This window comes from Staphylococcus sp. GDY8P126P (assembly GCF_017891965.1).
Lineage (GTDB): Bacteria > Bacillota > Bacilli > Staphylococcales > Staphylococcaceae > Staphylococcus > Staphylococcus saprophyticus.
The window spans coordinates 1-6,844 of the sequence record NZ_JAESKG010000016.1; the positions used below are offsets into that span (position 1 = coordinate 1).

At 26.5% G+C, this 6,844-nt stretch carries 6 protein-coding genes and 1 pseudogene; 1 reads left to right on the forward strand and 6 read right to left on the reverse strand.

Features of this window, described 5'->3' with window-relative positions; all coding sequences use genetic code 11:
- Positions 1–118: 118 nt before the first annotated feature.
- Positions 119–499, reverse strand: a complete 381-nt coding sequence (blaI, locus tag KA893_RS12025) for a penicillinase repressor BlaI (protein WP_001284656.1) — start codon at positions 497–499, stop codon at positions 119–121.
- The gene (blaR1, locus tag KA893_RS12030) at positions 489–2,246 is read right to left on the reverse strand and encodes a beta-lactam sensor/signal transducer BlaR1 (RefSeq protein WP_001096374.1); all 1,758 of its coding nucleotides are present in this window, start codon (positions 2,244–2,246) and stop codon (positions 489–491) included. The genes blaI and blaR1 overlap by 11 nt, the downstream gene beginning before the upstream one ends.
- A gap of 106 nt (positions 2,247–2,352) precedes the next feature.
- Here blaR1 and KA893_RS12035 point away from each other — a divergent pair, with 106 nt between their 5' ends.
- A complete protein-coding gene (locus KA893_RS12035; protein WP_000733283.1) occupies positions 2,353–3,198 on the forward strand; it encodes a BlaZ family penicillin-hydrolyzing class A beta-lactamase PC1 in 846 nt (281 codons plus the stop codon).
- A gap of 361 nt (positions 3,199–3,559) precedes the next feature.
- On the opposite strand, the gene KA893_RS12040 is transcribed toward KA893_RS12035, so the two are convergent.
- From KA893_RS12040 to KA893_RS12055, 4 genes and pseudogenes are all read right to left on the reverse strand, one after another.
- Complete coding sequence (locus tag KA893_RS12040; protein ID WP_002380771.1) at positions 3,560–4,159, reverse strand: hypothetical protein; 600 nt, start codon at positions 4,157–4,159, stop codon at positions 3,560–3,562.
- Positions 4,160–4,310: 151 nt separating this feature from the next.
- The gene (locus tag KA893_RS12045) at positions 4,311–4,406 is read right to left on the reverse strand and encodes a type I toxin-antitoxin system Fst family toxin (protein WP_002387633.1); all 96 of its coding nucleotides are present in this window, start codon (positions 4,404–4,406) and stop codon (positions 4,311–4,313) included.
- Between the two features lie 543 nt (positions 4,407–4,949).
- Positions 4,950–5,681 (reverse strand): hypothetical protein, encoded by a 732-nt coding sequence (locus KA893_RS12050; protein ID WP_002387631.1) that lies wholly within the window; start codon positions 5,679–5,681, stop codon positions 4,950–4,952.
- Positions 5,682–5,986: 305 nt separating this feature from the next.
- Positions 5,987–6,844, reverse strand: a pseudogene (locus tag KA893_RS12055) (MobA/MobL family protein); the annotation flags it as partial.

A 6,844-nucleotide genomic window follows, 5' to 3' on the forward strand; every position in this document is an offset into this window, starting at 1 on the left:
TGGTTATTTTCTGTACACTCTCATCTTTAATAATATATTTTAAATGTTATTAACAAAACTAATTTAATAAGAGTCAAGCATAGTTTACATATGTATTATGTTTGAAACATATCTCTAATTACTTTTTACTAATATCATTTAAAATGTCTCGCAATTCTTCAATTTCTTTGTTATTTAATTCTTCATTTTTCGCAAAATTCAGCACTAAACTTTTCATGTCCCCTCCATACAGTTTATTAAGAAAGGTTTTAGCAGTTTTCATTTTAATATCGTCTTCTTTAATATTTGATGAGTAAAAATAAATATTCTCTGATTTGTATCGTTTTATAATCTCTTTTTTATATAGTCTTGTGATTAATGTTCTAATCGTTTTATCGCTAACTTCTTTATATTTTTGAATTTCAACTACAATTTCATTAGCTGATACTGATTTTTTACCCCATATTATATTCATAACATCCCATTCAGCCATAGATATTTCAACTTGCTTATTGGCCATTTAAAACACCCATTTCTTTTAATATTTTTTCACTGATTAATTCAGCATTTTTCCCAGATGGCTTTCCATCTGATAAATGTGTAGCAAAATAATACTTATCATGATTTGTAATTACGTAACCTACAAACCACCCATTATTATACTTCCCGTTTACTATACCTGTACCTGTTTTCCCATACAGTTCATACTTTTCATTTTTCTTAATCAATAATGAAGAAGATAATTGATTCTTTGCTTTTTTACTAAAATGGTTATTTTGTTCCATCATATTTTTAAAAACTATTACTTGTTCAAGATTAGATATTTTCAAACTATCTTCCATCCAATAGCTTTTATAACTTCCCAAATTTTTATTACCATAATTTAATTGCTTGAGTTGAGTCGCAGTATAGTTCTTTGGTATTTGATCGCTAATACGTTCGAAGTACCAATTAACTGAATTTTGCATTGCTGTATTTAAATCTTGTTCCTTATTCCAAGCATCAAAAGGGTAATGCTTATGATTCCATGACATACGTGAATTTTCATCATTTATAATATGTCGGTCAAGTCCAAACATAGCTAAATAAATTTTATAAGTTGAATTAGGAGAATACCTTTTTCTACTTTCTTTTTCGTTATAAATATAGTATTTGTCTTTCTTCATGCTGTACATGACGAAAGATCCACTATTTGAACCAAAAATTTTACTTTTATCTAAAATTTGGTAATCGTTGTGTAAGGGCTTTTTATAATTATAATCAGTTATGGATTGCCCCATCAAAAACTGGCTTTGAATTACCATGAGCAAAAAAGTAAAAATACAAATAAAAATTAGAATTAATTTGGACTGTTTTTTCAGATTGGCTTCTTTTATATTAATTAATCTTCTTTTGAGTAATGACTTTTTACCATTAAATGAATGGCTTAATATATTTTTATTAAAAAATGGAACATTTAATACGGAGTCCATAATAGATTCCGCATAAGTTTTAAATTCATTTTTGTTAATATTATTAAGGACAAATCTATCGGCTTCTACTTCATTGTCATGAATTATCTTTCTTTTTACAATATGTACTAATGGATTGTAACTCATAATAATAGAGAAGATATTAAAGATAATTAAATGTAAAGTATCTCTATTTTTAGCATGAGCATATTCATGCAATATTATATATTTTAGTCTTTTGTCAATTACACTTTTAAAATATGAACTAGGAATCAAAATAATATATTTCCCATACCAAAAAGTTATTGGAGATTGAATAGTCTCTGCTTTTCGAATCACAATATTTTTTTTATATTGATGGTTGAAAAGTATCGTATCTATTTTATTTTTTTCATTTTCGTTTAGATAAAGTGACTGTTTCTTTAAATATTTAAGATATAATAAGGCTTTCAAAAATTTAAAACTTAAAATAATAACTAAAACTATCCAAATAACTGTGCAGATATTATCAATTGAATCCCAATTAAACTTATGGATATCTGTTGCGAACTCTTGAATAGGTTTGGTGGTATTTATGTTATGGTTCAAGTCGTGTGACTTACTTTCAACTGTGGGCGCTTGATTATTCACATTATTAAATTTAAAAAGAGAGAATTTAATAGGAATGAAAGGAATTAATCCTGCAAGAAGAGTTAGATACCAAACTTTATAATTTAACATATAATTAAAATAGCGTTTTAATATGTACCTAAAAAATAATAACAATAGAAATATAAAACAAAAGCTTACTATGCTCATTATTAATAACTTAGCCATTTCAACACCTTCTTTCAAATATTTATAATAAACTATTGACACCGATATTACAATTGTAATATTATTGATTTATAAAAATTACAACTGTAATATCGGAGGGTTTATTTTGAAAAAGTTAATATTTTTAATTGTAATTGCTTTAGTTTTAAGTGCATGTAATTCAAACAGTTCACATGCCAAAGAGTTAAATGATTTAGAAAAAAAATATAATGCTCATATTGGTGTTTATGCTTTAGATACTAAAAGTGGTAAGGAAGTAAAATTTAATTCAGATAAGAGATTTGCCTATGCTTCAACTTCAAAAGCGATAAATAGTGCTATTTTGTTAGAACAAGTACCTTATAATAAGTTAAATAAAAAAGTACATATTAACAAAGATGATATAGTTGCTTATTCTCCTATTTTAGAAAAATATGTAGGAAAAGATATCACTTTAAAAGCACTTATTGAGGCTTCAATGACATATAGTGATAATACAGCAAACAATAAAATTATAAAAGAAATCGGTGGAATCAAAAAAGTTAAACAACGTCTAAAAGAACTAGGAGATAAAGTAACAAATCCAGTTAGATATGAGATAGAATTAAATTACTATTCACCAAAGAGCAAAAAAGATACTTCAACACCTGCTGCTTTCGGTAAGACTTTAAATAAACTTATCGCAAATGGAAAATTAAGCAAAGAAAACAAAAAATTCTTACTTGATTTAATGTTAAATAATAAAAGCGGAGATACTTTAATTAAAGACGGTGTTCCAAAAGACTATAAGGTTGCTGATAAAAGTGGTCAAGCAATAACATATGCTTCTAGAAATGATGTTGCTTTTGTTTATCCTAAGGGCCAATCTGAACCTATTGTTTTAGTCATTTTTACGAATAAAGACAATAAAAGTGATAAGCCAAATGATAAGTTGATAAGTGAAACCGCCAAGAGTGTAATGAAGGAATTTTAATATTCTAAATGCATAATAAATACTGATAACATCTTATATTTTGTATTATATTTTGTATTATCGTTGACATGTATAATTTTGATATCAAAAACTGATTTTCCCTCTATTATTTTCGAGATTTATTTTCTTAATTCTCTTTAACAAACTAGAAATATTGTATATACAAAAAATTATAAATAATAGATGAATAGTTTAATTATAGGTGTTCATCAATCGAAAAAGCAACGTATCTTATTTAAAGTGCGTTGCTTTTTTCTCATTTATAAGGTTAAATAATTCTCATATATCAAGCAAAGTGACAGTTACTATAAATTCAAGAACTTATTCTGTATGATTAGGGTGTACCTTAATTTTTAATATATCAATGAGTAAATGCAAATATTAAAAGTCTAAATTTATTTAAATCATCTAAGCTCAAATATTCATTCTCTTTTTCTATGTCTTTCGTTAAAAAATAAAATTTACGTATTGTTTCATCAGTTAATATTATATTTTCATCTCTTGTCTCTATTATTGCTCCGTGATAATTTGTTCCATATTTTTCCATACATTTACTTTCATAACCTTCAAAAAGCTTTTCAGCTATAAAAAATTTATTATATTTTTCTACTTGATTAATTAAAAATATTTTACTCGTAATTAAATTGGAAAAATACATAGGATCATGAGTATCTAATTCTTCTCCCCCTGCTCCTCTTTGTCCTTCATAGATAACAGATTTACCTTCACTGCCAACTTTATCTTTAAGTAACATTTGCATCAATTCAACAGTTTCTTTTTTTTCCCTCTCTATTCCGATAGAACGATCATTCCAACTTATATGTAATTTAGTTAAATCATCAAGGATATTTTTTATCTGTTTGTAAAATATTATTATAATAACCATTATCAATAATGGAAAACTAAATTCTGAATACAAATACTTAAATATTTCTATACTATAGCTTATGACACTAATCAAAGATACTCCCCCTTTTTAAATATAAGTGTTTTGCATTCTTTTGCTAACCAGTGTTATAATTTAGGTAACGAAAATAAGTATTCACTTATACACCAATCCCCCCACTATTGCGAGTAATGGGGGGATTTTTGTTGGTGTGGCTATATGTCACCTATTTTTTATTGCATTTACTTAGCCAATGAGTAAAAAACGCAATGGCACAGCCACTAATGACTGGCGCTATGATGTGAACGAAAATAAGCATCACTTTATACACCTCCTCTCTGCGTCTAAATTGACGCCTGAGAGATAGGCGACCTATATATTATATCATCTCTGAATATACGATAATAGATAACTTTTGATGAGTAATCTTATGTTTAAATAGATATTAAAAACTAACAATAACAATCCTTATTTTAGTAAAATACCTAATAAACTTATTCTTTTTTCATAATAGTTACTAGCAAAAATTATTAAATTAGATGTCTATTAGTGATAAAAAATGAAAATATAACAACACAAAGAAATTTAAAAAATCTTAATAGAGTAACAAACCTAAAAAATTGTGCTAAAAATCAAAAAATTTATGTGAAAAATGCTCAAAATAAAAGAACCGAAATACAGGTTCTTTTATTTGTTTAATTGACATAAAATAAACACTCTTTTTTATAAAATTTATCTTAGACCTTATTTAAAATATCCTTATTTGTAATTTTAAGATACTTTTTTAGATCATTTAGGGGTATCTTATATATTTTTTATAAATTTATGACTCTTAAAACGCCAAAAACAGGAAGAAACACGAAAATTATTCTTCGTTTTTCTCCATAAGTTCTCGCTCTATAACTTGATAAGAAACCAATACAACTCTTATTAACTTTTGATAAGATTTTATAGTATTAAAGTTCCATTTTTTACGAGTATTCATAGCTTCCAAATAATACCCAGTTATAATATCAAATGCTTTCTTCTCTAAGCTCTCTTCTCTATTTGAAACATGATAAGGAGCACCACCTTTAGTAACCCACTTATCTTTTTTATAATTAGATAAATAGGCAGTATATAAAGATATAATGGTCTCTTTGAAACCGAAAAAATTATACTCTTCTTTTAAAGAATCTTCACTAGCCACTATAGAAAATAGATGAGCGTTAAAAACTGATGGGTTATGACTTTCTGATTTAGGTGGAGCACCACCACCACCAGAATTATCAATAGGCAAACCATCTTTATATTCGACTCCAAATAATTCTCCGATTTTAGCGCTCATCTCATCAGCATCAAATTCTATACTTTTATCATTTTCTTTTTCAAACTGTCTTAAATACTCTTGCTGATCTTTTTCAATACCTTTACGTGTTACTTTTATCGATCCACTAGGGAATTTGAATTCACCCACTGTAAAATCAGTCAAAATCTTTTTTATTTGTTTTTTAAATAAAAAAATGATGATAAGAAATAAAACTGGAAAAGAAAAATTCTGATACAAAAATTTAACGAAACTAAAAATTGATTTTAATATCTCATAAATACACTCCAAAACTTACCTCCAAAATTTTAATTGAATTTTAGATTATTGCACTAAGAAATCATTAATAGTAAAAACATATATTTATTCCAATTACTTTATTGACGTTGAGCCTCGGAACCCTTAACAAACCCAAAACTTGTCGAATGGTCGGCTTAATAGCTCATGCTATGCCGACATTCGTTTCAATCTGTTTAATAAGTTAAAATTCCGTATATAATCGTGAATTTCAATATTATCTTTAAAACAAAACCAATGTACCACATTTGTTTAAGTTTCTTATTAAAGAATGAACTTTGTATCATTTCAACGGCCTACTATCTTCTCATTTGGTTATTTCTATCTTGTTTCTTCTTCTTTTTCTTATGATTAATATTGTTTTGTTTTTCTGTTTCATTCGCATAATACATAAGGAAGTCACTAGCATTTATCTTTGGTAAATGAATGTGATTAGATTGTTCATATTCATGTTCAAGATGATTGTCATTATTATTTCTATCCACCTGATTAATATGTTTTTCGATAACTTTTTCTTGATCGATGTTATTATATTTCTCAAGTTTAATGAGTAATTGAACTTTTTCATTAGGTGTTTGGTCTTTGACTTTTTCAAAGCTTCTATCGCCTATATCTATTCTTAAATCATCATCAATATGTTCTTTATAACTTTCAATTTCTTTCTCTCTTTCTTTAATGAATTGCAACTCAGCGTTATATTCAAAGCTATCTTTTTCTAGTCTTTTAAGATGTCTTTCACTAAAGAAAATATCCTTACTTGCTTTTTTATAAGTATCTTCCAACAATACATCATTAGGAATATTGTTATTTTGTTTGAATAGGTATTGAACATGAGTTGCTTTTATAATATTACCTTTTTGTGCCTCATCAACAATAAATGCTTTTTCATCATGGCTAAAATGATGATGAGATTTAGGGTACATTTGCTGAACAATGAGATGATTTTTTTCACTTTCAGTTAGATAAACATCTTTAGCTGATTGATAAATCTCTTTACGTTTTTCCTCTCTACTTTCTAACTTATTCTTCTCATTGAGTAACGCTTTATAGTTAGTTTCAACAGTATTAACAAACTCTTGTTGACTATATCCTTTACTTTCAATTTCTTTTCTAAACTGATAATTTTCATCATAATTTTTGATAAAGTCCGTATAATT

Excerpts from the sequence above, each read along its gene's own strand:
- blaI (WP_001284656.1), bottom strand. The coding sequence starts at position 499 with ATGGCCAATAAGCAAGTTGAAATATCTATGGCTGAATGGGATGTTATG.
- blaR1 (WP_001096374.1), bottom strand. The coding sequence starts at position 2,246 with ATGGCTAAGTTATTAATAATGAGCATAGTAAGCTTTTGTTTTATATTT.